The 26,951-nt window shown below is 38.5% G+C and carries 23 protein-coding genes and 1 tRNA gene; 15 read left to right on the plus strand and 9 right to left on the minus strand.

Going from position 1 to position 26,951, the window contains the following annotated elements:
- Positions 1–279: 279 nt before the first annotated feature.
- From ubiH to AAV96_RS13175, 3 genes are all read left to right on the plus strand, one after another.
- Entirely contained in the window at positions 280–1,491 is a 1,212-nt protein-coding gene (ubiH, locus tag AAV96_RS13165) for a 2-octaprenyl-6-methoxyphenyl hydroxylase (RefSeq protein ID WP_046739629.1), read from the plus strand.
- On the plus strand, positions 1,488–2,720 hold the full coding sequence (locus tag AAV96_RS13170) for an FAD-dependent monooxygenase (protein WP_046739630.1): 1,233 nt from the start codon (positions 1,488–1,490) through the stop codon (positions 2,718–2,720). The genes ubiH and AAV96_RS13170 overlap by 4 nt, the downstream gene beginning before the upstream one ends.
- 173 nt (positions 2,721–2,893) lie before the next feature.
- Positions 2,894–3,142: a hypothetical protein gene (locus tag AAV96_RS13175; RefSeq protein WP_004663162.1), complete on the plus strand. Its 249-nt coding sequence runs from the start codon at positions 2,894–2,896 to the stop codon at positions 3,140–3,142.
- A 272-nt stretch (positions 3,143–3,414) separates the two neighbouring features.
- Here AAV96_RS13175 and AAV96_RS13180 read toward each other — a convergent pair whose 3' ends face one another.
- The gene (locus tag AAV96_RS13180; protein ID WP_046739631.1) at positions 3,415–3,864 is read right to left on the minus strand and encodes a MerR family transcriptional regulator; all 450 of its coding nucleotides are present in this window, start codon (positions 3,862–3,864) and stop codon (positions 3,415–3,417) included.
- A gap of 61 nt (positions 3,865–3,925) precedes the next feature.
- Here AAV96_RS13180 and AAV96_RS13185 point away from each other — a divergent pair, with 61 nt between their 5' ends.
- Positions 3,926–4,567: a cation transporter gene (locus tag AAV96_RS13185; RefSeq protein ID WP_046739632.1), complete on the plus strand. Its 642-nt coding sequence runs from the start codon at positions 3,926–3,928 to the stop codon at positions 4,565–4,567.
- Between the two features lie 67 nt (positions 4,568–4,634).
- On the opposite strand, the gene rsmI is transcribed toward AAV96_RS13185, so the two are convergent.
- The gene (gene rsmI / locus AAV96_RS13190; RefSeq protein ID WP_046739633.1) at positions 4,635–5,474 is read right to left on the minus strand and encodes a 16S rRNA (cytidine(1402)-2'-O)-methyltransferase; all 840 of its coding nucleotides are present in this window, start codon (positions 5,472–5,474) and stop codon (positions 4,635–4,637) included.
- Positions 5,475–5,490: 16 nt separating this feature from the next.
- Between rsmI and AAV96_RS13195 the strand changes: the two genes are divergently transcribed.
- The 4 genes from AAV96_RS13195 (at position 5,491) to AAV96_RS13210 (ending at position 8,501) form a co-directional block, all read left to right on the plus strand.
- Positions 5,491–6,423: a penicillin-binding protein activator gene (locus AAV96_RS13195; protein WP_046739634.1), complete on the plus strand. Its 933-nt coding sequence runs from the start codon at positions 5,491–5,493 to the stop codon at positions 6,421–6,423.
- 13 nt (positions 6,424–6,436) lie between these two features.
- A complete protein-coding gene (locus AAV96_RS13200) occupies positions 6,437–6,844 on the plus strand; it encodes a YraN family protein (protein WP_046739635.1) in 408 nt (135 codons plus the stop codon).
- Positions 6,845–6,914: 70 nt separating this feature from the next.
- A complete protein-coding gene (locus tag AAV96_RS13205; RefSeq protein WP_046739636.1) occupies positions 6,915–7,625 on the plus strand; it encodes a BON domain-containing protein in 711 nt (236 codons plus the stop codon).
- A gap of 3 nt (positions 7,626–7,628) precedes the next feature.
- The gene (locus tag AAV96_RS13210) at positions 7,629–8,501 is read left to right on the plus strand and encodes an alpha/beta hydrolase (RefSeq protein WP_004663150.1); all 873 of its coding nucleotides are present in this window, start codon (positions 7,629–7,631) and stop codon (positions 8,499–8,501) included.
- 17 nt (positions 8,502–8,518) lie between these two features.
- Here the strand turns inward: AAV96_RS13210 and nudC are convergent, their stop codons facing one another.
- The 3 genes from nudC to dnaQ form a co-directional block, all read right to left on the minus strand.
- Positions 8,519–9,271, minus strand: a complete 753-nt coding sequence (gene nudC / locus AAV96_RS13215; RefSeq protein WP_046739637.1) for an NAD(+) diphosphatase — start codon at positions 9,269–9,271, stop codon at positions 8,519–8,521.
- Positions 9,271–10,917 carry a hypothetical protein gene (locus tag AAV96_RS13220; RefSeq protein WP_046739638.1) on the minus strand — a complete coding sequence of 549 codons (1,647 nt, stop codon included), beginning with the start codon at positions 10,915–10,917 and terminating at the stop codon, positions 9,271–9,273. Before AAV96_RS13220 ends, nudC begins: the two co-directional genes overlap by 1 nt.
- A gap of 126 nt (positions 10,918–11,043) precedes the next feature.
- Complete coding sequence (gene dnaQ / locus AAV96_RS13225) at positions 11,044–12,405, minus strand: DNA polymerase III subunit epsilon (protein ID WP_046739639.1); 1,362 nt, start codon at positions 12,403–12,405, stop codon at positions 11,044–11,046.
- A gap of 280 nt (positions 12,406–12,685) precedes the next feature.
- On the opposite strand from dnaQ, the gene AAV96_RS13230 reads away from it, so the two are divergent.
- The 6 genes from AAV96_RS13230 to AAV96_RS13255 all read left to right on the plus strand — a co-directional run bounded on the left by AAV96_RS13230 (position 12,686) and on the right by AAV96_RS13255 (position 22,859).
- Entirely contained in the window at positions 12,686–15,976 is a 3,291-nt protein-coding gene (locus AAV96_RS13230; RefSeq protein ID WP_046739640.1) for a LysM peptidoglycan-binding domain-containing protein, read from the plus strand.
- Positions 15,977–15,982: 6 nt separating this feature from the next.
- The gene (locus AAV96_RS13235; RefSeq protein ID WP_046739641.1) at positions 15,983–17,833 is read left to right on the plus strand and encodes an extracellular solute-binding protein; all 1,851 of its coding nucleotides are present in this window, start codon (positions 15,983–15,985) and stop codon (positions 17,831–17,833) included.
- Positions 17,834–17,849: 16 nt separating this feature from the next.
- Positions 17,850–18,920 (plus strand): microcin C ABC transporter permease YejB, encoded by a 1,071-nt coding sequence (gene yejB / locus AAV96_RS13240; RefSeq protein WP_004663139.1) that lies wholly within the window; start codon positions 17,850–17,852, stop codon positions 18,918–18,920.
- A complete protein-coding gene (locus AAV96_RS13245; RefSeq protein WP_046739704.1) occupies positions 18,920–19,930 on the plus strand; it encodes an ABC transporter permease in 1,011 nt (336 codons plus the stop codon). Before yejB ends, AAV96_RS13245 begins: the two co-directional genes overlap by 1 nt.
- A complete protein-coding gene (locus AAV96_RS13250) occupies positions 19,908–21,503 on the plus strand; it encodes an ABC transporter ATP-binding protein (RefSeq protein WP_046739642.1) in 1,596 nt (531 codons plus the stop codon). The genes AAV96_RS13245 and AAV96_RS13250 overlap by 23 nt, the downstream gene beginning before the upstream one ends.
- Positions 21,504–21,614: 111 nt before the next feature.
- Positions 21,615–22,859, plus strand: coding sequence for an NADH:flavin oxidoreductase/NADH oxidase family protein (locus AAV96_RS13255; protein WP_005217525.1), 1,245 nt, complete (start codon positions 21,615–21,617; stop codon positions 22,857–22,859).
- A 5-nt stretch (positions 22,860–22,864) separates the two neighbouring features.
- On the opposite strand, the gene AAV96_RS13260 is transcribed toward AAV96_RS13255, so the two are convergent.
- From AAV96_RS13260 to pyrC, 4 genes are all read right to left on the minus strand, one after another.
- A complete protein-coding gene (locus tag AAV96_RS13260) occupies positions 22,865–23,548 on the minus strand; it encodes a glutathione S-transferase (protein WP_046739643.1) in 684 nt (227 codons plus the stop codon).
- Between the two features lie 163 nt (positions 23,549–23,711).
- Positions 23,712–23,787 (minus strand) — tRNA-Glu (locus tag AAV96_RS13265).
- A 19-nt stretch (positions 23,788–23,806) separates the two neighbouring features.
- Positions 23,807–24,472 (minus strand): ribonuclease T, encoded by a 666-nt coding sequence (rnt, locus tag AAV96_RS13270; RefSeq protein ID WP_046739644.1) that lies wholly within the window; start codon positions 24,470–24,472, stop codon positions 23,807–23,809.
- On the minus strand, positions 24,457–25,491 hold the full coding sequence (gene pyrC / locus AAV96_RS13275; protein ID WP_034602647.1) for a dihydroorotase: 1,035 nt from the start codon (positions 25,489–25,491) through the stop codon (positions 24,457–24,459). The genes rnt and pyrC overlap by 16 nt, the downstream gene beginning before the upstream one ends.
- Positions 25,492–25,653: 162 nt before the next feature.
- Between pyrC and AAV96_RS13280 the strand changes: the two genes are divergently transcribed.
- The gene (locus AAV96_RS13280; RefSeq protein ID WP_046739645.1) at positions 25,654–26,916 is read left to right on the plus strand and encodes a GGDEF domain-containing protein; all 1,263 of its coding nucleotides are present in this window, start codon (positions 25,654–25,656) and stop codon (positions 26,914–26,916) included.
- Positions 26,917–26,951: the final 35 nt, after the last annotated feature.

Here is a 26,951-nt window from a genome sequence, read left to right on the forward strand (position 1 = left end):
TAGTAATAATCGCTAAATGCTTAACATAAGTGGGTATTGAAGGGTTTTTCATTGAAGTTATTATATGTTATTAATTTATATAATAAAATTTATTTTGATGTAAAAAACAGAAAGTTTTGATTTATGAGAAAAATCACCAAATGTTATGGGTGGTTGAATATTTTTCCAAGAACTTTTAAAAACATAGACCAAACAAAGTACAAATTCCAATCCTGATTTGAGTTAGAGTAAGATAGTCCCGAAACATCAAGTCATGAAAAACTGATAAGGAATAATATTATGCAGCAACAAGTCATCATTGTCGGTGGAGGTATGGTTGGACTCAGCCTTGCTCTAATGTTGGCAAAATCTAATATCGTAGTAAAGCTATTAGAAGCTGTGAAATATCCGAATTACGATGACGAAAACGTTGCGCCTTATCATTCTAGCTTTGATGCGCGTAATACCGCATTGTCACGCCGTAGTGTACAGATTTACCAAAAATTAGGCTTATGGGATGCATTACAGCAACATGCGACACCAATCTTGCAGGTACATATTACTGAGCAGGGGAGTTTTGGTAAGGCACGCTTAGTTGCAGAACAAGAAAAAGTAGAAAGCTTTGGACAAGTGATTGAAAACGCATGGTTGGGTCGTGTATTACTAACCCAAGTACGTCAACAACCATTGATTGAGTTGATTGATGGTGTACAGGTAACTTCACTGACGCAAGATGCAGACCAAGTCCAAATTGAAGCCATGCGCAATGGTGAATATATCCATTCCTTAAAATCCAAGTTGGTGATTGCGGCGGATGGTCGTGACTCCTTTTGTCGACAAGCAATTGGTGTAGGTGTGGATGAGCATGATTATGACCAAGTGGCCATCGTCACTACTGTACAAACCTCTAAACCCCATCAGCACGTTGGCTTTGAACGGTTTAGTGCTTTAGGGCCATTGGCCTTGTTACCATTACCGGGTGAATACCGTCGTTCAGTGGTTTGGCCTGTAAAAAAAGGTACTGAAGCAGAATGGTTAGGTGAAGAAAATGATCAACATTTCCTTGATGCCTTACAGGAAACCTATGGTGATCGAGCAGGGAAATTTGAAAAAACGGGTAAGCGTTTTAGCTATCCATTGTCGCAAGTGTTAGCAGATAAGCAGGCGGTTGGACGTGTGGTGTTGATGGGGAATGCAGCACATACCATTCACCCAGTCGCAGGACAAGGCTTTAACCTGTGTTTGCGTGATGCAGATGTGTTGGTTCGGTTCCTGATGGAACAATTGGCGAAGTCCGATGATATTGGTGCTCCAGAAAATTTATTGTCCTATGAGCAATCTCGCTTAAAGGATCAGCAACGTGTGATTAAGTTCTGTGATTCAGTGGTGCGTGGTTTCAGTAATCAAAATCCAATCCTCAAATTATTACGTAATACGGGGCTGATTGCATTTGATGTGATTCCGGGTGTTAAGCCTTTGGTTGCTAACTATGCGATGGGACTAAAAGCATGAGTGAGCTGTTAGATGTTGTGATTGTGGGCGGTGGCTTAGTCGGTGGATTAACCGCTTTATTGTTGGCTCAAGGTGGCGTGCAAGCTACAGTGCTGGATGCTGCACCTGTGCTAGATCAAGAAAAGACATTGGCTGTAATGAATCCTCGAGTATTGGCACTGAGTCAGGCGACGATTCATTTGCTTAAAACAGTCGATGTTTGGGATGATTTAGCGCGTCAAATGCCCTATTCAGGTATGCAAGTTTGGAATAAAAATGGCTATGGCGAAATTAATTTTGGTCATGCATCTGAACAGCAACCTCAATCAGATCAGGCTTTAGGTTCAATGGTTGAGCCCAGTGTTTTGAATGTTGCGATTCAACAAAAAATGCTGCAACAACTCAAAGACTATCGCACTCAAGTGAAGGTGATTCGGATTGAGCAGATTCCACAAGGTTGGTCAATTCAATTGGTGGATGGCACAACACTAAAAACCAAGTTGCTCATTGGTGCAGATGGTGCGAATTCTTTTGTACGTGAGCAAGCGTATATTGATCTTGATGTATTGGATTATAAGCAAGCCGCGATCAGTTGTGCGATTAAAACCACTCAGCCGAATCAATATGTGGCACGACAAATTTTCCTACCGACGGGTCCATTGGCTTATTTGCCGATGGCGAGTCTTGATTCACAAGAGAACGGCTATTGGCAGTCGATTGTTTGGACTTTACCTGATGATTATGCTGATGAATATTCGGCATTAAATGATCAAGACTTTATTCGCTTACTGACTCAAGAGAGTCTGCATATGTTGGGTGAGGTGGTTGAGGTGCGTTCAAGAGCGCAATTCCCATTGAAAGCTCGTGCAGCGCAGCGTTACGTTAAATCAGGCTTGGCATTAATGGGCGATGCAGCACACGTCATTCATCCTTTAGCTGGACAAGGTGTTAATATCGGTTGCTTAGATGCTGCGGTATTATGTGATGTATTACTGCATGATTTAAACCGTGGTGTGTGGGCCAATGATCAAACTTTATTGCGTTATGAACACCAACGTAAAGGTCAGAATGATGCCATGATGCACAGTATGTCCGCGATTGGTTGGTTGGAAAGTTCAGAATTATTTCCGTTTGTTTGGGCACGGAACTTTGGTCTAAAACAAGTTGAACAATTCGATTGGTTTAAAGATCGCTTTATGCGACAAGCGAATGGATTAGGGGCTTTACAGCACACTCGTTATGCTTGCTAAAAAACAGTAGATATTTTTTAAACAATCATTTATAAATCAGAGTGAATTTGGTTATAAAAAGCACAATTTGATGAATATTTTGCTTTGATAAATGAGAAGAGCTTGTTAAATTTCATCAAGTTCTGATGACCAAATAACGATGATGAGAGTTTAGTCATTGTGGGGAGAGTAATATGACGGAAATGAATGATTACGACGAAAACACTGAAGATTCTGCGGTAGACGATGAAGAAGCGAAAGCTGCAGAAAGTGGTGCGGATAGCGAAGAGTCAAGTGCCAATGATGCAGATTTGGCTGAAGCAGAAACCTTAACAGTAACTGCTAAACAGAAACAACGCCAAGCTCTAGAAGATGAGGTTGCAGCGTTTTTGGCACGTGGTGGGCGTATTACCGAAGTGCCACCGGGTGAGACCCACGAATAATTTATGCATAAAAGAAGCCTAATCATAGGCTTCTTTTTATTGAGTTAAAGTATTAAAGTAAATAGAATTCTGTGTTTACTATATTATTAATTTATTGAAATATTTTTCTTATCTCACTGCCGAACTCTTGCTAATCAATCCTCCCATTGCACCCATTAAATTGCTTATTGGTCAGTTTATAATAAACCAAACAATTGTTTTGATAGTTGCCAGTAGTTACGAAAAGGGATCAGTTGAAAATTGATAAGGATTAAAATTAAAACCATAAATTATCATGATTGAGGTGCTTTTTTATGTTGGTGAGATTCATGCTCACATTCAAGTGGTTGATGTAACTCCTTTAAAATACCACATTGCTGAATTGTACGATGTTGAGAGCATTGCTGTTTTAGGTGATAAAGATCTTGCTTGAGATGTTCCAGATTTTTTATTTTCTGAGAAACTTCATTAAGATATTGATCTATTAGATGGTCCACTTCCATACATGTTTGATCTGGTTTTGCGGATAGTTCTTTGAGTTTTTGAATATCGTGCAGCGTAATTCCAAGCTCTCGACAATGTTTTAGAAATAAAAGCTCTGAAAGCATCTGTGCAGAGTAATAGCGATAATTTCCAGCACTTCTTTTTGCTTTTTCAAGCAATCCAATTTTTTCATAATAACGAATGGTATCGACTGAAACACCAGTCTCTTTTGCTAATTGTCCAATCGTAAGATTAATCATGCTTGACTCTGGAGTTACTCTAGGGTTTTAAATCACTATAAAAGATTATGTGAGAAAAGTCATGGCAGGATGTGGATGCAATACAGCATGTGCCCCAGCAAAAAAAATTAGCCCAAAATTCAGAAAAGCACTTTGGATTGCTTTAGTTTTAAATGCACTGATGTTTTTTGTTGAGATTATTGGCGGCTCACATGCACGTTCTGTGTCGTTATGGGCAGATGCACTAGATTTTGCAGGTGATGCCGCCAACTATGCTATCTCATTGGCAGTGTTGTCGATGACCTTGTATTGGCGGGCGACAGCAGCTTTATTAAAAGGTATTACCATGGCTGTGTTTGGCATTTTCGTTATGATTAAAGTGATGTGGACATGGTGGCTTGGGATCACGCCTGAACCAATGCTGATGGGAACGATTGGTGTACTGGCATTAGTCGTGAATGTGGTTGTTGCATTAATGCTTTATGCATTCCGTGATGGTGATGCAAATATGCGGTCAGTATGGCTTTGTAGCCGTAATGATGCGATTGGTAATATTGCGGTGATTATCGCTGCGGTAGGGGTATTTGGGACAGGAACCATGTTTCCAGATTTAATTGTTGCTTTTATCATTGCATATTTAGGTGTTTCATCTGGCGTGAGTGTCATTCAACAAGCCAGAGCAGAAAGAAAAATAGACCCAGATACTTTCGGTACAAAAGCTTAAAAGAGATTGTTTTGATACTTTATCTTAACAAAGGTGTAGATTTCACAGAAATCTACACCTTTGTTTTTTAATCTTTTTGAGTGAGTTCTAAAGCGCGTTGATAAGCAACTTTCTTTTTGATACCTGTCAAATCAGCAGCCAATTGAGATGCTGCCTTGACTGATAAATCTTGTAATAAGCGTTTTAGCAACTCATCCAATTTATCTTGTTCCATGTCTTTTTCAGCAGTGGCACCACCCACCACGACTACAATTTCACCTTTCTCTTGGTTGTGATCATTTTCAATAAATGTGACCAACTCTTTTAAAGTCATTTTTTTAATAGTTTCAAAGGTCTTTGTGATTTCACGAGCAAAACCTACAGGACGATCTTCACCAAATACCTCAGCCATATTTTTAATACTGTCTAAAATACGATGTGGTGCTTCATAGAAAATGAGTGTTTGTGTCTCATCTTTTAGTTTTTCAAGTTGGCTAATTCGTTGCGAAGCCTTTGACGGTAAGAAACCTTCAAAACTAAAGCGGTCACTTGGTAAACCTACAGCACTCAAAGCTGCAATTGCAGCACAGGCACCTGGTACTGGAATGACGCGGATCTTATGTTCTTGTGCTGCGCGTACTAATTTAAATCCAGGGTCACTAATTAACGGTGTTCCCGCATCACTAATCAGAGCAATACTTTCACCATTTAACATTCTTTGTATAAGTTGATCAATTTTGTTACTTTCATTGTGATCATGACACGCTGTTAACGGTGTTGAGATATTATAGTGTTTAAATAATTGAGCAGATTGACGAGTGTCTTCTGCCGCAACCACCGATACAGACTTTAAAATATCAATCGCACGAAAGGTCATGTCATCTAAGTGCCCAATCGGGGTTGCTACAACAAATAATTGAGCACTCATAAAAGGTAACTCCCTCATGTATTACAAAAAATATTGTTTGCTGCTAGGTTTGGCAGCGCTTGTAAGTCCTGTATATGCGGACATACTCGTGATTCTACCCGAATCGGGTACGATGGCGCGAGCGAGTCAAAGCATCAAACGCGGTTTTCTGAGTGCTTATACAGCATCTGGCAGTAAAGAAAAAATTATTTTTGTAGATTCAACTAAAAATAGTATCGATACGATTTTTAAGAAAAAAATAGATCACAACGTCCATTTGATTGTTGGGCCCTTGCTAAGAACTGAAATTGAAGAGGTGATTCAAATGAATCCTCAAATTCCTGTGCTTGCTTTAAATGATGTTAATACTCAAGGTAATAACGTATGGCAATTTAGCCTAGCAAAGCAACAAGATGCGGCAGCATTAAATCATCGTTTTCAAAAAGATCGCATCAAAAAGATTTTTATCGTTCGAGAAACAGGAACTGAGTCAGCAACAGAACTTTTGCTTTCTGCCCTAAAGGATCAATTTTCATCAGAAATAGAATTTGTTGATGAAGTACCACAAAAACGATCTAGTAAAGAAGGGGTATTATTATTAGGGAGTCACCATTGGTTGGAACAATTAGGTACATTACCCGAAAAGAATATTTATGTCACACCGATGAGTATTGAGCAGGGACAATCTATTCCAATCGGTTTAAGTTTTTGTGATACACCCGCGCTATATAATGGACAATGGGCAGATTTAATCGAAGCCTATAAGAAACAACCAGAAACAATGGCATTTCAACGTTTATTAGCTTTTGGAGGAGATGCTTGGACCATAAGTCAACAATTATTAGAAAACCCTGAGCGTAAATTCACCTTTGAAGGGCGTACAGGTACGATTAGCGTTAAAGATGGAAAAATTGATAGGCAACCTTATTGTTATCAACAACAAAAAAATGAAATTCAAATTTTAAAATAAAAATGGTCGTAGTATGGCAGAAGATATTGTTGAGGATTTGGGTCGTTGGGCAGAACAAAAAGCAAGGGAATTATTGGAATTAGAAAATTACCAATATGTAAATCAAAATTATCATTCTAGATATGGTGAAATTGATCTGATTGTAAGATCAGGTAAAGAGCTTGTTTTTGTTGAAGTAAAGGCTAGATCTTTAGGGAGTTATGCGACCGCTTGTGAAGTTATTACTCGCGCGCAACAACGTAAAATCATTAAAACAGCACAATTTTTTTTACAAAAACATCCTAATTATGATGATTTTGATTGTCGTTTTGATGTGATTTGTTTTGATTTTCCAAAGAAATTTGCAAAAACAGTACAACCAGATTTTTCCAAATTGCAGTATGATCAGCAATGGATTCAACATGCGTTTACTTTAGATTGAGTAATAATTTATTATTTTTTAAGATAAATGCCAAAGATTTAACAAGTTTGAAGATAGGGAGTCTTGCCAAGTGTTAAAACGTTTAACGATTACGTTACTTTGCGCTGCAAGTTTATCAGGATGTGCGAGTTTTATTTCAGGTGGTACAGGAACTTCGCCGATTGGTACTGAAAGTGGTGAACGTAGTTTAGGGCAGGTTTTTATTGATTCCTCAATTAAACGCACTGCAAATATTAATTTGTATAAATTGGATCATCGCTTTAAGCAGTCACGAATCAATATTGAAAGTTTTCATAGTAATGTTTTATTAACAGGGCAAGTTCCTGATCCTTATTTGAAACAATTAGCAGAAGACAATTTAAGAGCGATGAGTGATGTAAAAGCTGTGCATAATTACATTACTGTTGGTGATAAAGTAAATTACAACACGATTATGCAGGACTCTACTGTGACCGCAAATACTCGTGGTTTGCTAATGAGAGCACCTGTTGTATCTGATAGTAAAGTATTAGTTCATACTGAAAATGGCATCCTTTATGTGATGGGACGTTTAAATACCGCTGAGATAAGAGATTTAGATGATGTCTTACAAAAAGTTGGTAATGTGAGTAAAATCGTGACACTGATTGATAATATTGATCAACCATCTGGGGCGGTAGCAAGTGCTACAGCAGCAACACCGATGATTGGTGGTGCTTCAACACAACCTTTAGTTGAAACTCCAGTTGCAATTGATCCCGATCAGACTGAACCAGCGACTATTACTCCGACTAAACCCTAATCTATGAAGCAACTTATTCAACAAGTACAAGAAAATGTTATACGGGCGAAAAACTTTTATCAGGAATTTCGCCTATATGATTTAGCAAGCTATTCGATGAATTATCTGACGCCAAAGGATACTTTTGAAAAAGAAGAACATCTTGCTTATGGATTAAAAGCCAGAAATCGACTGGATCTTTATCGAACCAAGAATCCAAAGAAACAAAAACCTTTGATTGTTTTTGTACATGGTGGATCATGGCAACATGGTAATAAGAGAGATTATTTATTCATTGGCGAAACCTTTGCTCGAGAAGGTTTTGATGTTGCTGTTATTAATTATCAACTTGCTCCAGAGAATATCTTTCCAGCATTTGTCGATGATCTAGCGCAAGCGATTCATTATTTGAATCAAAATAAAGCGAAGCTGAATATTTCAACTGATAACATCATTTTGATGGGACATTCTGCGGGTGCTTTTAATGTGATGTCTGTGGTGTATTCTGCTCAGCCTCAGCAATTTAAATATACAGATAATATTAAGGCAATTGTTGGTTTGGCTGGCCCGTATCATTTTGACTATAAAGATGATCCTTTATCTGAACATGCTTTTGATCAAAAAACATCGTATCAACAAGTGATGCCGTATTATTTTATCAATCCGAATAAGATTAAACATTATTTATTGATGGCTGAGAATGATCAGTTGGTTGGTAATCATAATAGTTTCGATCTTGATAAGGCATTGAGAGAAAAGGGTAATCATAGTCATGTGATGATTATTCCTAAGACTGGACACATTACCATTGTGGCGACTTTGGCCAGTTTTGTAAGTCATTACTTCAAAACCAAACGAACGATTTTGCATTTCTTAGATGAAGCTTTAGAAGATTAAATAAAAAAGCATCTTGATTAAGATGCTTTTTTATTCTCAACGATTTGCATAATCATTGCATGTGCAATACTACCTTTAAACGGAATTTCAGGTAGTTGATCAAACTTAAAGAATTGAGCTTCACTAATTTCTTCCACTTGTAATTGAATATCACCTGAATCATATTCAGCATGAAAAGCAATCATTAAATTACTTGGAAATGGCCACGGTTGGCTTGACATATAACAAATATTTTTCAGTTTTAAACCGACTTCTTCAAAAGCCTCTCGTTGTACAGCTTCTTCTAATGTTTCACCGACTTCAACAAATCCGGCAATTAGCCCGTACATATTACTTTTATTATGCGCCGATTTCGCAAGTAAAATTTCATCATCACCTTTGGTAATGATTGTAATAATACAAGGTTGAACGCGAGGATATTGATGATAGCCACAAGCAGGGCAAACCATTGCATATTCTTTGGCATGAATTTCAGTCATATGACCGCAATGGCTACAGAATTTATGGTTACGTCGCCATTCTAATAGTTGGACTGCTCGACTGGCTTGAAGAAATTCTGTAGTTGACCATGATTGAATCAGTTCACGGATTGGAACGAGCTGATAGCCATCGGGAATGGCTTCATTTTCAAGTAGATCACGCGCGATAACGTGATCATTATGATTCAAGGGTAAATCACTTGCTAATTTTTCAACTTCTGGCAGTTGAAGATTTTGGTCGACTAGCAGTTTTTGGTGTTGAAAAATATAAGCAAGTGATAGTTGAGTCATTATGCGGCTATGTTTTGTAATTGCTGACTGCTTGATAATGCCACATCAAACATAGATTGCAATACAGGTTGCTTATTCTTCAGGTTATCAACGAGTAAATCTAAACCAGCAACAACATTTAGAATGCAGTTAATTTGCTCAGCATCAATCGCTTCGTTCTGATTCAAACGATGTTGCGCAAAATGTGCTGCACCTAACAGTGCAGTTTGTTGAGCAGAGCTACCTAAGAATAACGCGGCGCCTGATAACTCATTCAAATATACAGGAAGGGCTTCTAATGTATTGGCTGTTGGATCTTGTACATACAAACTTAAGGTTTGAGTCAATGTTTCAATCAAAGTCTTAGTTTCAGTCAACAATGCTCGGTGAGCTTCATCTAAACGATCTAAAGAAATTTGCATATTGTTGACGCGTAATTGTAAACGACTTGAAGTGTAATTACGCTCTAATATACCGATTGAATTCATCGATGCCAAAATGCTATTCATTAACTGTTGAATAGAAGTTGCATCAGTTAATGTATTTGGTTGACTCAATTTTTCAGCTTGCTGAGTTAATTCTTTGGCTGCTTCGTTTAAGTTAAGTACCTTAAATACATTAGAAAGTTGAGTTAACTTTTGCTGTAGTTCTTGGGTTTTTTCAGCCGACATATTTTGATGGTTATACTCAATTTCATTACGAATTTGAGCCATTTCATTTGTCATTAATTGACTGATTGTATGTACCGTTTCATAGTCAGGGCCGTATAAATGACGACTCAAAACTTGAAGTTGAGTATCACTGAGTAATTCATCACCAATGTTCAATTGTTGACGAATGTGTTGTGATAAATCATCTTCTTGACTAATGCAGATCGTCAAAATATCTGCCAAGTCAGCAATATTGTTTTGATAAGCTGTTGGTTGAGCCAAGAATTTTGCAATATTCGTTTCGATTTGAATAAGGGTGCGTAAACGTGCCTCTGTAATAAGAAGCTCATCAATATGACCTAAGCCAACATTGACCAATTGCCAATATTGCTGACTAGGCAGATTGTTAGCTAAACCCGCAAGATAAACACCAACAAGCTTAATTCCCTGTAAATCGAGAGGAGATTCACTTTGTTTGATTAACTTGTTTAAGCACAATTTATAAAGCTGATGTATATACTGCGACTGTTCCAAACTTGGTGCTTGTGGCAAATTAAAGTTTGGTGTCATGAAATCCAGTAACGGTTGAAGTGTTTGACCTTCTTTGGTAATTGGCTTGCCTAAAGCTTTCTCCAAGCGATTAAGCGTATCAATTAAGAACTGAGGTACTTTGACTTCACGTAAACAAATAAACTCAATATAGCGTTTTAACATCGTTGTGCCTTCACTGAGAGCAACAACATCGCTAGTTTTAATTTGTTGAGGTTGAGCCATGATTTGACGCATAAGCTCAGCTGAATATTGAGTGATTTGTGCCAAATGAGGCATATCAATTAATGCAAGTACTTGTGTGCATTGTTCGAACTGATTAAGTGCGTCATCAATACCAAAAGGCAATGCTTGTTCTTCGGCAAGCGTATTGACTGCTGTCTCCACCAATTTAATCGAATTGTCGATCTCATTTTTTATTATTAATAATGCAGTTGGGTCGAAATGAATCGAGGTTTGGTAAGACATATGACCTACACCTTTCCTAAGTTGTTATATCCATGAACCTCCTAGAATAGGAGGCAAAATCATTAACAGTTAATATAACTTAAGTTTGAAAACTTGAAATACAAAAAATTACACTCAACAGCAAATTTATTTTGCAAAAAGGCAGGCGCTTCCATGTTTTTGCTCAAATTGTTTGACCCAAGTCTCATGTTCATTTAGTTCATGTTCTGATGGATAGATAATTGGTAAATCCACTTCGATACGAGAACGAGTGGTTTTATTTTGGTTTTGTTCATTTTGTGAAAGGGCATCCATATCAAAAGAAACTTGTCCACCCGTCATTGCGAGATAAACATCAGCCAAAATTTCAGCATCGAGTAATGCACCATGGAAAGTACGATCACGTGCAGGAATTTCATAACGGCGAACTAAAGCATCTAAAGAGTTCTTTTGTCCAGGATGTTTATTTTTAGCCAAAGCCAGTGTATCTGTAACTTCGCAAACATCTGATAATAATGGCAGCCCAACACGTTTGAACTCCATATTTAGGAAGTTCATATCGAATGTCGCGTTATGCGCAATAATTTCAGCGCCTTGTAAAAAATTAAACAGTGTGTCAGCAATTTCTGCATATTTAGGTTTATCTTGCAAAAACTCATCGCTGATACCGTGAATATCTTCAGAGTCACCTACAGGTTTTTCTGGATTGATATAAATATGAATTGAGCTTCCCGTAAGTTTACGATTGATCATTTCAATCGCACCAACCTCAATAATACGGTCACCATCTTGGAAATAGAAACCTGTAGTTTCGGTATCCAGAATAAGTTGGCGAGGGCCTTGCAACTGAACTTTTGCCTCAGTAATAACAATCTGAGGGTGAGCTGTCGTTGTTGATGTATTTGGAGTTACTGAGTGACTCAGTACAGCTACATCAGGATTAATTTCCTCGATACTGATCTCTTCGACTTCTTCAACCAAGTTATCAATATCTTCATCAAGGTCGAGACCAAATGGGTCATCTAATAACCAGTCAGATTCAGGCTTTTTTGTATCAGCGTTAGCCTGCACGAGAGATTTCATTTGTTTGGCCGTTTGTTCGGCACCGAGATTGGCCAATTGATCAGCCATTTCATTACCAGCATGTCCAGCATGCCCTTTGATCCAATTCCATTCAATTTTTCGGTTAGCGCAGACAGCATCTAACTTTTTCCATAAATCAGGATTTTTAACATCTTTCCAATTTTTCTTTTTCCACCCATGAATCCATTCAGTAATACCTTGTTTAACGTAATTGGAATCCGTCCAAATAATCAGATGTGCATCTGTTGGGCAGAAACTTACGCCTTCAATCGCAGCTTGCAGTTCCATTCTGTTATTGGTTGTTTCAGGTTCTCCGCCACAAAGTTTATGTTCATCCTGTTCGGTAATGATATATGCACCCCAACCACCTAAACCTGGATTGCCTTTACATGCGCCATCAACATAAAGTGTGATTGTTTGAGACATAGTTGAACCTAAAGTTAAAAGTTTGTGTTGTATTGCGAGATTACATTCATAAAAAACGATGTTTTATTTGAATGTATATGGCTAGAGTTTAGCACTCTAGCTAGATAAGTTATATTTTAAAGCTTAATTCGGGTGTTGAACGGTTACAAAACTCATATTTTTTAATTTCTTGTAACATTTCCATGCAAATCACGTTAAATTATTGCCTTGTCTAAGTGACATGCTTTACTACAATGGCAAATCAAAGAAATAAACTAGCGTGAGTTGACTGGAAGTTTTTATGTATAAATCGAACACATTGGTGCTGCAAACATCTGCAACATCATTATTCAAAATCACTGTACTCACTTCTGCTCTAACTGCGTTGGGAATCACGACAGGTTGTTCCTCGACACCACAGTCAAACAAAGTATCATCATCTAAGCAAGTTGGTTCAGGTTATTTGGATGCAAGTAGTTTAGATTCTTTAGAAGATTTATTATCAGCTACCGATATGCGCGCTGTTGAAGGCGATCGTTTATTGGTACTGAAACACGGTGATGTGTGGAAGCGAATGACAGTTGGATTCAAAATGGATTTAAACCATTGGGATTCTCGTATTGAAGCACAACGTAGTTGGTTTATTTCTCGTCAACCATATTTAGATCGCTTAAGCGCGCGTGCCAGTCGTTATTTGTATCACACGGTTAAAGAAGCTGAACGTCGTGGTATGCCAACCGAATTGGCTTTACTTCCTGTTATTGAAAGTTCTTACGACCCCGCTGCAACCAGTAGTGCAGCCGCCGCAGGTCTATGGCAATTTATCCCAAGTACGGGACGTATTTATGGTTTGCAGCAAACCAGTTTATATGATGGCCGCCGTGATGTGGTTGAGTCGACGCGTGCTGCTTATGAGTTTTTAGGTAGTTTATATAATCAATTTGGTTCATGGGAATTGGCTTTGGCTGCTTATAACGCAGGACCGGGTCGTATTCAACAGGCGATTAACCGTAATCGTGCAGCAGGATTACCAACGGATTACTGGTCGTTAAAACTTCCGCAAGAAACCATGAACTATGTTCCACGCTTCTTGGCGGTTGCTCAAATTATTAAAAATCCAGGTGCTTATGGCGTAAGTTTACCGCCTATCGCAAACCGTCCACACTTCCGTGAAGTTGGTTTGGCTGCACCTTTGGATATGAATCAAATTGCTTCGATTACAGGCTTAAGCCGTGCGGAATTGTATGCTTTGAACCCTGCACATCGCGGTGAAACTGTTGATCCAATGAGCCCAATGCGTATTTTAATTCCTGCAGATTTAAGTCCGTCAGTCGATACGAAATTACGTTCTGGAAAAGTAAGTTCAGGTGGTTTCTGGGCAAGCAATAGCCAACCACCTGCAATGAATAACAATACACCTAATGTCGCTACCACCACAGTTCGAACCAATATCAACTCTGGTCAGACGATTACACCGTCAACTAAGACACCACCGCCTTTAACAGCAAGTAATACAGTAGTAACGCGCCCAATAACATCAACGCTGACTAAAACCAATACACCAAGAGGTTCTGATGCATTAGCTTCATTTGCTGCTGCCGCCGATGTGCCTAGTGCACCGCGTATTCCTGTTGCGATTACACCAGCGGAAAATGTAAAGCCAGTTAAGATTGAGCCACCGATCTCGGTTAAAGAGCGTGAACAAATTATTGCGGCTGTAAAAGAAACGGGCGAGAAGAAAACAGTTACTCAAGTATTAGAACCACAAGCGACACAAGCAGAAAAAGACCAAGTCGTTGCTGAAATTAAAGCAATTGCACCTCAAGGTACAGAAATTGTCGATCCATTTGATGGCAAGATTAAATTAACAGCAATTCAAACTAGCCAATCTGTTGCTGATCAGAAAGGAGTTGAGGTCAGCAAGGGTTTTGCTTATCCAAAAAACTTAGTTGAAGATGCAGCGACAGCAAATAGTGAAGATGCTAAACGCAATCAAGGAAAGCCGTATATTAAAACGGATACTGATGTCGTTGTGGTTGCTCCGAAAGGCAAGCGTAGCACTTATGTCGTGTTACCGGGTGATACCTTGGCTTTGATTGCGCAAAAAAATGGCGTCAATTGGCGTGATATCGCAACGTGGAACCAGATTGATCCGACTGGAACTCTATTTGTAGGTGCAAGCCTGTATTTATATGACGCAAAACCACAAGCTGTTGAGGCTGCAAAAGTCGTTGAGCGTAAACCTGAGAGTTATGTCGTACAATCCGGGGATAATCTTACCAATTTAGCAACCCGTTTTGATTTAACTTTAAAACAGTTAGCAGACTATAATAATTTATCAGTGACAGATAATTTATTTGTTGGTCAAAAACTAACGCTCAAAGAACCAAAAAACAATCCACGGAACACTCAATTAAACGCGCCACAACAATCAACTCGCGCTGTCGAAAATAAAGCAACTACGATGCAAAAGGTTGCCACGAAATCTTATACAGTGAAGCGTGGCGAATATTTAAAACTGATTGCTGATCGTTATGCTTTATCTAATCAAGAATTGGCTGATTTAACTTCTGGTTTGACTACAAGTAGCAATTTATTTGTTGGGCAAAAAATTAACGTACCGCTGCATGAGGTTTCAAAAACAGAAGAAAATGTTGAACCTAAAACTACGGTTAAATATGAAAATGTAACAGCATCAAGTAACTATAAGACAGAGTCTTATATCGTACAGCGTGGTGATACTTTATCGAGTATCGCAACAAAATCTAAAATTACATTGAGTGAATTGGCTGAACTGAATAACTTCAAAGCCAACAAAAGTGTTCGTTTAGGGCAAGTTTTAAAAGTGCCAGCAGGTTCAACGATTCCTGAGCAATATGTCGTGCAATCTGGTGATAGTCTTAATGCGATCGCAAATAAATATGAGCTGACAGTAAATTATATTGCTGATTTAAATGGTTTAGAACGTACAGCAGGTGTCCGCGTTGGTCAAAAGCTCAAGTTAACAGGTGATGTGCCGAGCAAAAATAATCTCAGTGCAAATAGTAAGTTAAAAGAGAAAGAGCGTGAAGAAACTGCACCAGATGTTTATACCGTAAAATCAGGTGATACTTTAAGCAACATTGCGAGTCGTTATTATTTACAACTGGATTATGTAACTGCTTTAAATGGTCTATCTCGTGGTAGTAGTGTTCGTGTTGGGCAAAAGCTAAAACTTACGGGTGATGTACCAAAAGCTGAATCAGCAAAATCTGAAAATAGTAAAAACAGTGCTAAGTCTACGCCAAGCAAGAATACTGAAAAATATACGGTGAAGGCAGGTGAGTCTCTAAATAGTATTGCGAACCGTTTTGGACTGTCTGGTCGTGAATTGGCTGAGTTAAATGATTTGAAAGCGAATGCAAGTTTGCAACGCGGTCAAAGTATTTCAGTACCTAAAACAGTGACTGAATACAAAGTAAAACGTGGTGATACTTTGATTGGTCTAGCAAGTAAATATGGTATGGATACCAGTGCACTTGCTGAAATGAATGATTTCACTCCAAGTACACAACTACGTATTGGTGATGTGATTAAAGTTCCAAATCTGTAATTAGGAATGAATCAATTTGTTTTAGTTAAAAGGCTTAGTCTATTCTGTGGGCTAAGCCTTTTTGCTCATTTCGCATGTGCTACTATGCAGACGACACCTTATTTAGCAATGCATGTTCAGCCCAAATATGTAAAGTTAAATGCGATGCCTTATGCCAATCTGAATGCACCTAAAGGGGGAATGCTCAGTCAATCTAGTTTAGGCACATTCGATAATTTAAATAGCATGAATGGCAAAGGGAGTTCTACGGAAGGTGTAAATTATCTTTTTGATAGTTTGATGGATCGTGCTTTAGATGAGCCTCGGGTCATGTACCCATTATTAGCTGAAAAAGTGAGTTACGACCCTGATCATCTTAAAGATGTGACCTTCCATTTGAATCCGCAGGCCCATTTTAACAATGGTCAGCCCTTGACCGCAGAAGATGTTAAATTCACCTTTGATACCTACCAAACCAAAGCCAATTTAGGCTTTCAAATGTATTTGTCTGATTTAGCAAAAACTGAAGTGATTTCTAAGTATCAGGTCAAATTCATTTTTAAGTCTAAGAACAATGTGGAAATGCCACTGATTTTGGCGAGTCTACCGATCTACTCAAAATTGGATTGGAAAAATAAAGATTTTACGCGTGTGACACTGCAACCGATTGTAGGTTCAGGGCCTTATGTTGTTGAGCGAATTGATGCAGGGCGAAGTATCACCTATAAACGTAGTCCAAACTATTGGGCCAAGGATTTGCCTGTCAATAAAGGGCGTTATAATTTTGATCGACTCAAATATGTGTATTATCGAAATTTAGATGTTAGTTTTGAGGGTTTCAAATCTCGCCAATTTAATTTATACGAAGAAAAAAATATTCGTAATTGGATGACAGCTTATCATTTTCCCGCCGTGCAAGTAGGTCAGGTCAAAAAATATAAAGCACGTTTGGGGACACCGCTCGATATTCAAAGCTTGGTGTTTAATATTCGTCGTGCTCCTCTAAATGATATTTATCTGCGTCAGGCACTCACATATGCCTATGATTTTGAATGGCAAAATAAAGCTTTATTCTTTAATCAAAATCAGCGTTTACAAAGCTATTTCGATAATACTGATCTGGCTGCAACAGGTCGACCAAGTTCGGCAGAGTTAAAAATTTTGAATTCTGTCATGGCTCAGCTGCATCCACTCATGCGACAAGGTGTGTTAGCAGATTGGCATTATCCTGTTTCTGATAGCAGTGGTTTCAACCGGCAGAATTTATTGGTTGCACAACAGATTTTAAAAGATGCAGGCTATGTGATTCGTCGTAATCAGTTATATGATCGACAGGGCAAAGCGGTTCGTATTGAATTATTAATGCAGCAAGAAAACCCACAACGTGAGTTGATGCCTTTTGTGCGTAATTTGAATCGTTTGGGAATCCAAGTCAATCTCAGACAGGTAGATGTTCCGCAATATATGGAGCGAATCCGTCATCAGGATTTCGATATGATGATGTTGAAATTGCCACAGACATTGACACCTGGTAAAGAGCAAGCCCAGTTTTGGGGAAGTGCTGCTGCGGACGAAGCAGGAAATTATAACTATTCAGGGATAAAGAACCCTGCAATTGATCAGATGATTAACAAAATTGTCGCTGCAAAAACCCGAGAAGAAGTAGTCTTGTATACTCATGTACTCGATCGTTTATTGCGCGCAGGGTATTATCAAATTTTGACCTATGGTAAACCTGAGCGATGGTTTGCTTATTGGGATATCTATCAGCAACCGAAAATAAAACCGAAACTTTCTGTAGGGTGGGAATATTGGTGGGTGGATCGTGTAAAAGCTAATAAACTCGATCAACCAATACGAAAATCTGACTTAAAATAATGAAGGATATTATTAGATGGTTCACTATATTCTGAAAAGAATGTTATTGATGATCCCGACCTTATTTTTCATTTTATTGATTAATTTTGTTATTGTGCAAATTGCACCGGGTGGTCCTGTCGAACAAGCCATTCAGCAAATTCAGAATGCGCAAGGTTTAGGTGTCGGGAATAATGCCCAATCTAGTTTGAGTACCTTGGCTCAATATCAAGGGGCACGTGGGTTAAGTCCTGAAATGATCGAAAAAATCAAAGCACAGTATGGTTTTGATCGTCCCGCATATGAACGTTTTTTGTTAATGCTCAAAGGTTATTTGACCTTGGATTTTGGCACCAGTTTTTTCAAAGACAAACCTGTAACACAACTTCTTTATGAAAAGTTACCTGTAACACTGTCTTTGGGAATATGGAGTACTTTTCTGATTTATTTGATCGCAATTCCCTTAGGTATTAAGAAAGCCAAAAATAATGGTTTGCTGTTTGATCAATCTACTTCGTTGTTGCTTGCGGTGAGTTATGCCATTCCATCCTTTGTCTTTGCGATTCTGCTCATCGTTTTCTTTGCAGGTGGGAGTTATCTACAGTGGTTTCCATTACAAGGATTAGTCTCTGAAAACTTTAATCAGTTAAGTTTTTTCGCCAAAATAAAAGACTATCTATGGCACATGAGTTTGCCCATTTTAAGTATGGTATTGGGTAGTTTTGCTGCGCGAACCTATTTGACCAAATATTCTTTTGTAGAAGAATTAAAGAAACCGTATGTTCTGACGGCACGATCAAAAGGTTTAAATGACAATCAGGTACTTTATGGGCATGTTTTTCGTAATGCCATTTTAGTGGTGGTTGCAGCTTTGCCCGAAGCATTGGTGGGTATTTTCTTCGTCGGTAACTTATTTATCGAGATCATTTTTAATCTCGATGGGATTGGCTTATTGGGTTTTGAAGCAATCACCCAACGTGATTATCCTGTAATTTTTGGAACTTTGTTCTTATTTACCTTATTTGGAATGATTTTACGTTTAATTGGCGATTTGCTCTATCAAATGATTGACCCTCGGATTGATTTTGAAGCGAGGGGTGGAAAATGATGTCACCTCTGATGCGCGCACGATTTCACCGTTTTAGACAAAATAAATTGGGTGTCCGTTGTCTCATTCTATTTTTAATCATTTTTATTTTGTCATTATTTGCGGAATTGATTGCCAACGATAAACCTTTGTTGGTTCGTTATCAGCAGTCCTTGTATTTTCCTATTTTTAAAGATTATCCAGAAACCACGTTTGGTGGTGTTTTTGAAACGGCGACAGATTATCAAGACCCTGCGGTAAAACAACTAATTCAAAATCAAGGCTGGATGATTTCACCCCCCGTTGCATTTTCTTATCAATCACCAAATCTGTCGCTTACTGTACCTGTGCCGTCAAAACCAAGTCCACAAAACTGGCTTGGAACGGATGATCAGGGACGGGATGTATTTGCTCGCATCCTTTATGGTTTGCGTATCTCGCTCTTATTTGGATTTGCCTTGACGCTTTGTTCCGCTGTGATCGGTGTTATTGTCGGTGCAATTCAGGGATATTACGGTGGTTGGATTGATTTAATTGGGCAGCGTATTTTAGAGGTATGGGGTGGTTTACCTATGCTTTTTATCGTCATGATTTTGGTCAGTATGTTTAGCCCTAGTGTCTACTGGTTGTTTTTGATCATGTTGTTGTTTGGTTGGACAGAATTAGTGGGTTTAGTCAGAGCAGAGTTTTTGCGTGCCCGAAATTTTGACTATGTTCGTGCGGCTCAAGCCTTGGGTGTTCGTGATCATCAAATTATCTTTAAGCATATTTTACCCAATGCCATGAGTTCTAGCTTGTCGCAAATACCTTTTATGTTGACCGCCAATATTATCGCTTTAACTGCATTGGATTTTCTGGGTTATGGTTTACCTGCTGATGCCGCTTCGCTTGGGGAGTTGTTATTGCAAGGCAAGAATAATCTCGATGCACCTTGGTTGGTGCTTTCAGGATTCTTTACGCTAGCGATTGTACTTTCTTTATTAATTTATATTGGGGAGGCGGCACGTGATGCATTTGACCCAAGACGATAATACAGTTTCGAATCCACCTTTATTAAGGGTTCAACAACTTAGCATTTGTAATGAAAATGGACACAGTTTGGTTGAGGATTTGAATTTCGATATTTACCCCACTCAGACTGTTGCGATTGTGGGAGAAAGTGGGTCTGGTAAATCAATCAGTGCGTTAGCTTTATTGGGGTTGTTACCCAATAATCTAACAGTACAAGGACAAGTTGAGTTTGCAGGTCAAGCGCTGTTGTCTTTAAGTCCAATTCAGTTACAGCAAATTCGAGGCAAGCGAATTGCCATTATTTTTCAAGAACCAATGACTGCTTTAAATCCTTTGCATCGTGTAGAAAAAATGATGGCTGAAAGCCTGATTTTGCAAGGTGTTTCTAAAGCGGATATTCTACAACAGACGCTTTCTTTATTGCAGGATGTTGGGATAGACGATGCAGTACAAATTCTTAAATGCTATCCACATGAGTTGTCAGGTGGGCAACGACAGCGTGTGATGTTGGCGATGGCTTTAGCTTTAGAGCCAGAGATTTTGATTGCGGATGAACCAACAACGGCCTTGGATGTGGTGTTGCAAGCTCAGATTTTAGCTTTATTAAAAAGGCTACAGCAGCAACGAAACATGGCGATAATTTTGATTAGCCATGATCTAAATCTTGTTAAGCAATATGCAGATCATGTCGTTGTTCTGAATCAAGGTCAGGTAGAAGAGCAGGGCAATATCACTGATGTCTTTACACATCCTCAAACTGCATATACACGAAATTTACTTAATCACGACTTTGGACAAGCTCTATCGCTAACGCCTAGCGAGACATTACTTGAACTAAAAAATGTCACGGTCAAGTATCCTATCAAACGTGGTTTATTGAACCAAATTAAAGCGTATAAGGTCGCAGCGGACTCAATAAATTTCAATTTGTCCAAAGGCGAGGCTTTGGGTATTGTTGGTGAGAGTGGTTCGGGAAAATCATCATTGGCTTTGGCGATTGCACGTTTGATTTCAAGTGAAGGCGAAATTTGCTTGCAGTCCCACAACTTAAATCAGCTCAATCAAAAGCAACTTCGACCCCTACGCCGTGATTTTCAAATTGTATTCCAAGACCCATTCAGCAGTTTAAATCCGCGAATGTCTGTTGAGCAGATTATTGAAGAAGGGCTGAATCTTCAAACCATTTCTAAGCAGCAGTGTCATGAGGAAATTGACGCTGTTTTAGCAAAAGTCGAACTCTCTTTGGAGGATAGAACCAAATATCCACATCAACTTTCAGGTGGTCAACGACAAAGGGTCGCACTGGCACGTGCTTTAGTTTTAAAACCTAAGCTGATTATTCTAGATGAACCAACTTCTGCCTTGGATCGAGTAACACAACGTTCAATCATTGCGTTGCTGCGTCGTTTACAGCAACAAGAGCAGATTAGTTATTTATTTATCAGTCATGACTTGCAAGTCATTAAAGCCTTATGTCAAAAAGTCATCGTGATGCATCAGGCGAAAGTATTGGAATATCAAGCAACAGCACTTTTATTTAGTCAGCCTCAAACAGCGTATACCCGTCAATTGATTGCCGCGAGCGAATATTAGCATTGAAATTAAATTGACATATGGTATTGTCAGTTTATCGGAAGAACGCTTGACAGTTACAATAATCAGATTAAATTAGAGCAAATACTCTAACTGAGACAGAGGATGACCATGAGTCAGATTGCAGACAGTATTCAAATTCGTAATACCACATTTAAAAACCGCATTATAAAAGGGGCAATGAGTGAAGCACTTGCTAATCACGAAGGGCAGCCAAATGAATTGCACATAGGCTTGTATGAGGCATGGGCAAAAGGTGGTTTAGGTTGTGCGATTACAGGCAATGTGATGGTCAATATTGCTGCCAAAAATGAGCCTGGTGTAGTTGCGATTGAAACTGAACGTGACTTAGCAAAATTAAAGCAATGGGCTGATGTTGGTAAAAAATATGGCATGGTGCAATTGATTCAATTGTCTCACCCTGGTCGCCAATGTCCTAAAGGTTTGAATAAAGAAACTGTTGCGCCATCGGCAGTTCCTTTTAGTCCAATGCTTGCAGCAATGTTTGGAACTCCTCGAGAACTTAAACATGAAGAAATCTTAGATATTATTCAACGTTTTGCAATAGCCGCAGCAGTGTGCGAAAAAGCAGGATTTGAAGGTGTGCAGCTCCATGGTGCACATGGTTATTTGATTAGCCAGTTTTTATCTCCATTAACCAATAAACGTACCGATCAATGGGGTGGTTCGATTGAGAATCGTATGCGTTTCTTGGTGGAAATTTATAAGGCTGTTCGTGCTGCAACATCAGAAAACTTTATCATTTCTGTGAAACTTAATTCAGCTGATTTCCAACGTGGTGGAATCACAGAAGAAGATGTCATTACTGTATTCAAAACCATTGATGAAGCTGGTATTGATATTATCGAAATCTCAGGTGGTACCTATGAAGCACCTGCAATGGCGGGTGCTAAAGCTGAATCACGTAAAGCCAGTACGATTGCACGAGAAGCTTATTTCTTAGAATTTGCTGAAAAAATTCGTCAGCATGTGGCGTGCAAATTGATGGTAACGGGTGGTTTCCGTACAGTAGCAGGAATGAATGCAGCACTTCAAAGTGGTGCATGTGATTTTATTGGTATTGCTCGTCCACTTGCAGTTGAAACTGATCTTACTGATCGCTTAATTGCGGGCAATGATGTACGTTATGCAGTGAACCAAATCAAAACAGGGATTCCTTTTGTCGATAAAATGGCAATCATGGAAATTATTTGGTATGCGGCACAATTTAAAGCGATTGGACAGGGTAAAAAACCAAATCCTAAATTGTCACCTTTAATTGTGTTTTTAAATTATGCAAAAGGCAATATTAAGGCTGTTGTTAAAGGTCGAGTGAATTCGCGTAAATCTGCATAATTGAATTACCACGCAATCGTCCAATAAGATTGAAATGTAGAAGCAGACCATTGTCCTTTGATTAAAGATTTTTTAAAGGCAGGTCTGTTTTCTATTTGGGCTAAATAACGCTGTATATGTTTAAATTGATGGTTGTTTTGTGCGCAAGCCAATAATGGAAACCACATCAAAATATCTGCAACCGTAAATTGATCCCCAGCAAACCATAAATGATCTTTTAAATGCTTATCAATCATGGTCATTTGTTGCTGTAACGATGGATTTAAATAGCCTTGATCAAATCCATATTTTAAAAATTTTGAGACGAAGCGGATTGGAAAAGGTGTACGTTGTACAATTTGGTTAAAAATTTGCTTGAGTAACAGATCAGGGATAAATGTGGCCTCACAATAATTTTTCCAATAATAAAAACTTTGAATTTGTGATCCTAATAATTTACTTTGCCCTAATTGAGGATATAGATAAGACAAGTAATCAATAATCGCTGAAGTTTCGGCTAAGATAAAAATTTGTTCTTGATTTATTATTTCAACGGTAGGAAATTTCGATAATTGATGCGGTGAATTTTTCTTTTCATCTAAGTCTGAATGATGATTGATGACTAACTCGTAGGGAAGTCCTAATTCTTCTAAAAACCAAACGACGCGCTGAGAACGTGAATTTTCTAAGTGGAATAAACGGATTTGCATATTAGGTTTAAATTTATGGTTTTGATCTATTTTTAGTATAGGGTAGAAAATATGCTAAGGATAATAAAATAGATTTTTCAAAATAATTATTTTGTAGCAGCTCTATTTATAAAGAACCAATAAAAAAGCCACTGTCTTAAAGATGCAGTGGCTTTCTTGAATTTGGCGTCCCTACGGGGATTCGAACCCCGGTTACCGCCGTGAAAGGGCGATGTCCTAGGCCTCTAGACGATAGGGACTTCTTGAGGTGGGTGTATATTAGGGCTCTGTCACTAAACTGTCAAGAAGATGAGGAGACAGTTTGTTCAAAATATAGCAAAATAGTTCAGCAGTCTTTTGCGTATCGTATAATGCAGAATGAGCCTCTTTGCCATCAAACTCGATGCCAGCTTGAATACAAGCACGTGCTAGTACTGTTTGACCAAACATGACAGCACTCAAAGTTACGGTATCAAATACCGAAAAGCTGTGAAAAGGATTCTGATTTTTTGTACCAGATCGAGCAATTGCAGCTTGTAAAAAGCCTAAGTCAAAGTGAGCATTATGTCCTACCAATACTGCATGGGTACAATGCTGTGCTTTGCGGACTTCCGTGAGTGATTTGAAAATACGACGTAAAGCTGTCCGCTCATCTTCGGCCATCGCTACACGCATCGGATTAAAAGGATCAATTCCAATGAAGTCTAATGAGCGACGATCTAAGTTTGCACCTTCAAAAGGATTGATGTGTGCATGGAATGATGGGCCAGGTATGAACTGACCTTGCTCATCATAGACAATCGGGATACAAGCAATTTCAAGTAATGCATCAGTTTGAGAATTAAAACCTGCTGTTTCAACATCGACAACAACAGGTAAGAATCCACGAAAACGCTGACCAATCAGAGGAGCTTTGTTTTCTTCTTGTGTCACACTTTTCTCCATTGCAGTGTTTTACCTGCATGAAGTGGAATGATTTTTTGATCTTCTAGATAATCAAAAGATTCAGCAACTGTATTTTCTTCTTTCACCAAAGTGATTGTTGAAGTATTACGCGGTAAACCATAGAAGTCAGCACCGAACATACTTGCGAAACCTTCTAAGCGTTCTAACTTACCCACTTGATCAAAGGCTTGTGCATAAAGTTCAATTGCATTTGGCGCACTATAGCAACCCGCACATCCACATGCATTCTCTTTGGCATTCTGGGCATGTGGTGCACTGTCAGTACCTAAGAAGAATTTGGGATTACCACTAGTTGCAACTTCTAATAATGTGGTTTGATGCGTTTGACGCTTTAAAATTGGCAAACAATAGAAGTGAGGTTTCACACCACCGACTAACATGTCATTACGGTTGAAGAGTAAGTGTTGCGGTGTAATCGTTGCGGCAACATTACGATCTTGTTCAAGTACAAAATTTGCAGCGTCGCTTGTCGTAATATGTTCTAACACGACTTTTAATTTAGGGAACTGCTTTAATAATGGCGATAAAATTTCGTCAAGGAAGCGTTTTTCACGATCAAAAATATCGACATGATTGTGAGTAACTTCGCCGTGTAACAACAACGGGACTTGGTGTTCTTCAAGTTGTTCAATCACGGCATAGACTTTACGAATATCGCTAACGCCATTATCCGAATTTGTCGTTGCGCCAGCGGGGTAGAGTTTGATCGCATTTACATATTCAGATTCTTTGATTTTAAGAACTTCTTGAGGGGAAGTGAAGTCGGTAAAATAAAGAACCATACGCGGATCAAAATGAAGTCCTTCTGGAACATGAGCGAGAATACGATCTCGATATGCCAAAGCTTCTTCTACAGTTTTGACTGGTGGAACTAAGTTCGGCATACAGATCGCACGTGCAAATTGTTTCGCAAGATCTGGAACAGTACGTTTTAAAGCTAATCCATCACGCAAGTGGGCGTGCCAATCATCTGGCTGTAAAAGTGTAATCGTATTCAAGGTATACTTCAGGCTTAAAAATAATATAAATAATAATGCATATAGTGCGAAAATGGTAACTACAATTATGGATAAGTGGTTACGCAAAGCGCATGAAAATATGAGAAATTGTGTTATTTTTATGCTGGACAAGAATACAGCATTATAAGAAGAGTGAGAGGGATGGAAAATCAATATGATATTAAGCAGTTACGTAAAGAAAAAGAAGATCTAGAACAGTTAGTCATTACACATTCTAGAACCAAGAAAACACAAAAAAATTTGCCTACCCAACTCGAAAATGAGTTTTGGCAATTTAATATTGATCGAACTAGAATCAATGCGATTCAGTTCTTTGGTCAAGGGGTAATTACGTATACGATTTTTGTACTTTTGATTTTGCCATCGAATTTGTTGGTCATTCGAACAAGCACCCATTTCTTTTTAGATTTTGTATATAGCATTTTAAGCTTGGTTGTTGTTGGGGCAGCACTGTTTTTATTTTGGACATTTTCTCGTTTTAGACGGCTTAACCCATTATTTTATCCTGCAACCTGTGTAATTGTATTTTGTACGATTGTCATTCCCTCATTGTTAATGATGAGTATTTCTAATCTGGTGCTGCAAAGCCAGTCGATGGTGTTGATTGCATTTTTATATATGCTGGGTTTTATTTTGAGCGGGCTTAAACCCAAACATATGTTATGGATCGGTTCTTCAGCAGCAATTGTGATCTTATTGTCGTTATACTTTCTCAAAGTACCCTGTGATTTTTTAATGCTAGGGCGTACATTTATAGGAAGTCTATTGTTGGGTTTTTCGATTAGTGTAATGCTCACCTCTAAGGAAAGAAAATTATTTCTAAAAACGAAAATATCTGAAATTGATGAGAGAATTCTACGCTTACAAGCATCTGAACTTTTACATTTAAGCCAACATGACGAGTTAACAAAAGTTTCGAATAGACGTACATTTGAAGAAATGTTTAGTTATTACTATGAACTCGCATGTAAAGAAAGTAAGGCCATGTCCGTATTATTTATAGATATTGATTATTTTAAAAACTATAACGATTTTTATGGTCATCAGATGGGAGATCAAGTCATTTCCGCGATTGCGAAAACGATTAAAAGCTCAATTCGGCACATGGATTTCATTGCACGTTATGGGGGCGAGGAATTTGTGGTGCTTTTACCGGAAACATCTGCTCAAGGTGCATATGCTGTAGCAACCAATATCTATCGAGCGATTGATCGGCAGATGATTCCGCATGAAAAATCATTAGTTTCTAATCATGTGACCATTAGTTTGGGTATTACGGTGTTTAATGGAAACCCTAAAATTAGTCAAGATTCGGTGATTCATACTGCGGATAAAGCGCTATATAGAGCGAAACAACTTGGACGTAATCAGATTTACTATCAACCACTTCCCAGTGTTGAATAAAGAATAAAAAACCGAATACAACAAGTATTCGGTTT

The sequence above is a fragment of the Acinetobacter sp. AG1 genome, assembly GCF_001005525.1.
GTDB classification, from domain to species: domain Bacteria; phylum Pseudomonadota; class Gammaproteobacteria; order Pseudomonadales; family Moraxellaceae; genus Acinetobacter; species Acinetobacter modestus.

Excerpts from the sequence above, each read along its gene's own strand:
- AAV96_RS13235 (WP_046739641.1), top strand. The coding sequence starts at position 15,983 with ATGAATCAATTTGTTTTAGTTAAAAGGCTTAGTCTATTCTGTGGGCTA.
- nudC (WP_046739637.1), bottom strand. The coding sequence starts at position 9,271 with ATGACTCAACTATCACTTGCTTATATTTTTCAACACCAAAAACTGCTA.
- AAV96_RS13200 (WP_046739635.1), top strand. The coding sequence starts at position 6,437 with ATGGCAGAAGATATTGTTGAGGATTTGGGTCGTTGGGCAGAACAAAAA.
- AAV96_RS13220 (WP_046739638.1), bottom strand. The coding sequence starts at position 10,917 with ATGTCTTACCAAACCTCGATTCATTTCGACCCAACTGCATTATTAATA.
- AAV96_RS13170 (WP_046739630.1), top strand. The coding sequence starts at position 1,488 with ATGAGTGAGCTGTTAGATGTTGTGATTGTGGGCGGTGGCTTAGTCGGT.
- yejB (WP_004663139.1), top strand. The coding sequence starts at position 17,850 with ATGGTTCACTATATTCTGAAAAGAATGTTATTGATGATCCCGACCTTA.
- AAV96_RS13260 (WP_046739643.1), bottom strand. The coding sequence starts at position 23,548 with ATGCAAATCCGTTTATTCCACTTAGAAAATTCACGTTCTCAGCGCGTC.
- dnaQ (WP_046739639.1), bottom strand. The coding sequence starts at position 12,405 with ATGTCTCAAACAATCACACTTTATGTTGATGGCGCATGTAAAGGCAAT.
- AAV96_RS13250 (WP_046739642.1), top strand. The coding sequence starts at position 19,908 with ATGCATTTGACCCAAGACGATAATACAGTTTCGAATCCACCTTTATTA.
- AAV96_RS13210 (WP_004663150.1), top strand. The coding sequence starts at position 7,629 with ATGAAGCAACTTATTCAACAAGTACAAGAAAATGTTATACGGGCGAAA.
- AAV96_RS13185 (WP_046739632.1), top strand. The coding sequence starts at position 3,926 with ATGGCAGGATGTGGATGCAATACAGCATGTGCCCCAGCAAAAAAAATT.
- AAV96_RS13230 (WP_046739640.1), top strand. The coding sequence starts at position 12,686 with ATGTATAAATCGAACACATTGGTGCTGCAAACATCTGCAACATCATTA.
- ubiH (WP_046739629.1), top strand. The coding sequence starts at position 280 with ATGCAGCAACAAGTCATCATTGTCGGTGGAGGTATGGTTGGACTCAGC.
- AAV96_RS13255 (WP_005217525.1), top strand. The coding sequence starts at position 21,615 with ATGAGTCAGATTGCAGACAGTATTCAAATTCGTAATACCACATTTAAA.
- AAV96_RS13175 (WP_004663162.1), top strand. The coding sequence starts at position 2,894 with ATGACGGAAATGAATGATTACGACGAAAACACTGAAGATTCTGCGGTA.
- AAV96_RS13195 (WP_046739634.1), top strand. The coding sequence starts at position 5,491 with ATGTATTACAAAAAATATTGTTTGCTGCTAGGTTTGGCAGCGCTTGTA.
- AAV96_RS13180 (WP_046739631.1), bottom strand. The coding sequence starts at position 3,864 with ATGATTAATCTTACGATTGGACAATTAGCAAAAGAGACTGGTGTTTCA.
- rsmI (WP_046739633.1), bottom strand. The coding sequence starts at position 5,474 with ATGAGTGCTCAATTATTTGTTGTAGCAACCCCGATTGGGCACTTAGAT.
- rnt (WP_046739644.1), bottom strand. The coding sequence starts at position 24,472 with ATGGAGAAAAGTGTGACACAAGAAGAAAACAAAGCTCCTCTGATTGGT.
- AAV96_RS13245 (WP_046739704.1), top strand. The coding sequence starts at position 18,920 with ATGTCACCTCTGATGCGCGCACGATTTCACCGTTTTAGACAAAATAAA.
- AAV96_RS13280 (WP_046739645.1), top strand. The coding sequence starts at position 25,654 with ATGGAAAATCAATATGATATTAAGCAGTTACGTAAAGAAAAAGAAGAT.